The following is a 2,842-nucleotide window of genomic DNA, read 5'->3' as shown; positions in this document are numbered from 1 at the left end:
TAATAGCGCCCATCTTAAAAATGAGTGTATATAATTTAACATATCGAGTTGGATTTTACCGGGCAAAAATAAGCGAAGCGACCCGAATATATTTGGTAATTCATAAAAATATTTGCTAATTTTGTTAGCAAGGTACTAAATTATTTAGGTTATGTCCGTAGTATGTCAGAATTTGAAATATCTGCGTAAGCAAAAATCCTGGACGCAGCAAGAGTTTGCCGATAAACTCGGTATTAAGCGTTCCCTGTTGGGTGCATATGAGGAAGAGCGTGCAGAACCCCGTACAGAAATCCTGGAACAGGTAAGTGATATGTTCCGGGTGTCTATCGATGATCTGCTTCGTCGTGATCTTGGCTCCCAGAAAGACAGTTTCCTGGAAAAGCGTCGTCAGCTGAAGTTGGGCAGTGCCCGGCAGGCAATACAGTTTGTGCCGGTAAAAGCGGCCGCTGGTTATCTCGCGGGTTATAACGACGATGAATTTATAGAGGAACTGAATACGTTTACGTTACCCATGCTGGGTGCAGGGGATTACCGGGCCTTTGAAATAGCCGGAGATTCTATGTTGCCGGTTACGTCCGGTTCTGTTATCGTTTGCCATAAGGTAGATGGTTGGGATGAAATTAAGAATAATGAAACCTACGTGGTGATTACTTCCCGTGAAGGCATTGTTTTTAAAAGAATCCTGAAGAATAACCGTTCCAAATCAAAAATCACCCTGGCCTCAGATAATCCGCAATTTGAGCCATACGGGGTCGAGATGGAAGAGGTACTGGAATTATGGCAGTCTGATGCCGTTATCAGTAAAGCAGGGCAGCAAAGCCGTATGAGTGTGAATCATCTGGCCGATATGGTTAGTCATCTGCAGGATCAGGTGAGTTTGTTGAAAAAGAAGCTAAAAGACTAAAGAAACTAAGTTTCCCGGATCTCGCGGAAGATAAACACGGTGGTTACCGGTTTTATCTCCCGCGAGATCCTGTTTGTGTAAACTGCTGTCCCGCTGGAGTTTATTAATCCTTTTTGCTAATATTTCTTGGTTGGCTATCACCCCGTTTCGCGCAATTAGGAGCATCGCAGGTCAATGCGCCTTTCCGCCTGCATTCCTCACTGGCTTTTAACGGCTCGGCTACTGTCGTCAGGAGCACGCTGATACGCCTCAATCCGCCAATATTTCCTCGTTGACTTTTACCTGTTCGCTGTAATCATCAGGAGCATTGTAACCAAATACACCTGTCTGCCGGGCTTTTGCCAGTTCCGCGGTAACCTTGGCTATCCCCGTAACTAAATACACCTTGTCAGCCGCTGCCAGCACTTAAAGGCCCTCCGGTATGCCGAACCTTAGACACTACGCAAATTCCCAATTCTTTCTTAATTTCGGGATATCTCAGAATACGTTAAATTAACCACGGTATGAGGTTTCATGTTTCTTTTGCCGAGTCTTTAACTCAATTGAAGAAAAGCGAAGATGATTTCGCCGTATTGTTTGAGCACGGTTCCATGCGGGGAATTATTTTTGGACCGGAGGAGCTGGATGGGCAGGAACCGCATATGCAGGACGAAATTTACCTGGTAATGAGAGGAAGCGGGGAATTTGAAATGGAGAATAAAGTAGTACACATTGGGGTAGGAGATTTCCTGTTTGTGCCCGCTGGTGCTACACATCGCTTCCGTAATTTTACATCTGACCTGTTATTATGGGTCATATTATATGGGCCGGAAGGAGGGGAAACAGAATAATTCTGATAGTCTTTTGTTTTTTCACAAATCTTGTTTTATCTTTGCGTTCCTAAAAATAAGAGGCAAAAATTATGTTGATCATTGATTCTAAAGATTGCGAAAACATAGACAAGGCGCTTAAAAAATATAAAAAGAAGTTTGAGAAAGCTCGCATATTACTGCAGCTGAGAACGCGCCAGTCTTTTACTAAACCATCTGTTAAACGTCGTAACCAGGTGTTAAAAGCCGTTTACAAACAACAGTTGGCTACCGGTAAATTTGAAGATTAATATTGCATTGGCAATAAGCTGAATGCAACTCAAAATATTTGATGATTGTAAGGTTATTTAATAACTTTACAATCATCAATCTTTTTGTGTTGAACGAACCATTATATTCCTTAGCAGAGCGCTTTATAGCCTATATCCAGCTCGAAAAACGGTACTCAGCGCATACCTGCACTGCCTATCGCAATGATCTTTTCCAGTTTATCGATTACGTTACCCTTAGCTACAGCAGTACACCTGTTGAAGATCTTACCCATGTAATGATCCGCAGCTGGCTGGCCCGTTTGATGGAAGATGCCATGACGGCCAAAAGCGTAAACCGGAAAATCTCCACACTCAAATCCTTTTTCAAATATTGTCTGCGTCAGGGCCTGGTCAAACAGTCGCCTATGACCAAAGTCATTGCACCCAAAATAAGCCGTCGTTTGCCGGGTTATATTGAGGAGAAGGGTATGCGTGCCCTGGAAGATAACGTAAGCCCGGTTTCCGTAACTTCTATGCATATTTTTGCCAATGATTTCGAAGGAACTACCCATCGGCTCATTTTTGAAATCTTTTATCAGACAGGTATTCGTTTATCAGAACTGATCTCTTTACAGGAATTCAGGGTCGACAAAGGAAATCTTTCCATTAAGGTAATGGGGAAAGGAGGGAAGGAGCGGATTATTCCCATTAGTCAGGGGTTGCTGGCACAAATAGGCGACTATATGGATCAGAAGCGTAGCTGCCTGGAAGAATTTGAAGGAGGTGTGTTGCTGGTGCATCCACATAGCGGTCAGCGACTTTATCCCAAATATGTTTATTTAACAGTACGGAAATATCTCACAGAACATCAAATCACT

5 protein-coding genes are annotated in these 2,842 nt (G+C 43.1%); 4 read left to right on the top strand and 1 reads right to left on the bottom strand.

Annotated elements, in window-relative coordinates; all coding sequences use genetic code 11:
- The first annotated feature begins 151 nt into the window (after positions 1 to 151).
- Positions 152 to 904 (top strand): LexA family transcriptional regulator, encoded by a 753-nt coding sequence (locus VIP81_RS29815; RefSeq protein ID WP_331970429.1) that lies wholly within the window; start codon positions 152 to 154, stop codon positions 902 to 904.
- 249 nt (positions 905 to 1,153) lie between these two features.
- Here the strand turns inward: VIP81_RS29815 and VIP81_RS29810 are convergent, their stop codons facing one another.
- A complete protein-coding gene (locus VIP81_RS29810) occupies positions 1,154 to 1,288 on the bottom strand; it encodes a hypothetical protein (RefSeq protein WP_331970426.1) in 135 nt (44 codons plus the stop codon).
- Between the two features lie 119 nt (positions 1,289 to 1,407).
- On the opposite strand from VIP81_RS29810, the gene VIP81_RS29805 reads away from it, so the two are divergent.
- The 3 genes from VIP81_RS29805 to VIP81_RS29795 all read left to right on the top strand — a co-directional run.
- On the top strand, positions 1,408 to 1,734 hold the full coding sequence (locus tag VIP81_RS29805) for a cupin domain-containing protein (protein WP_331970423.1): 327 nt from the start codon (positions 1,408 to 1,410) through the stop codon (positions 1,732 to 1,734).
- A 71-nt stretch (positions 1,735 to 1,805) separates the two neighbouring features.
- Positions 1,806 to 2,003, top strand: a complete 198-nt coding sequence (gene rpsU / locus VIP81_RS29800; RefSeq protein ID WP_079470678.1) for a 30S ribosomal protein S21 — start codon at positions 1,806 to 1,808, stop codon at positions 2,001 to 2,003.
- 89 nt (positions 2,004 to 2,092) lie between these two features.
- The coding region (locus VIP81_RS29795) for a tyrosine-type recombinase/integrase (RefSeq protein WP_331970418.1) at positions 2,093 to 2,842 on the top strand (750 nt) is incomplete at its 3' end.

It is taken from the genome of Chitinophaga sp. (assembly GCF_036566945.1).
Classification (GTDB): domain Bacteria; phylum Bacteroidota; class Bacteroidia; order Chitinophagales; family Chitinophagaceae; genus Chitinophaga.
The sequence above is the reverse complement of the archived record's forward strand: the minus strand, read 5'-3'. Positions and strand labels throughout refer to the sequence as shown.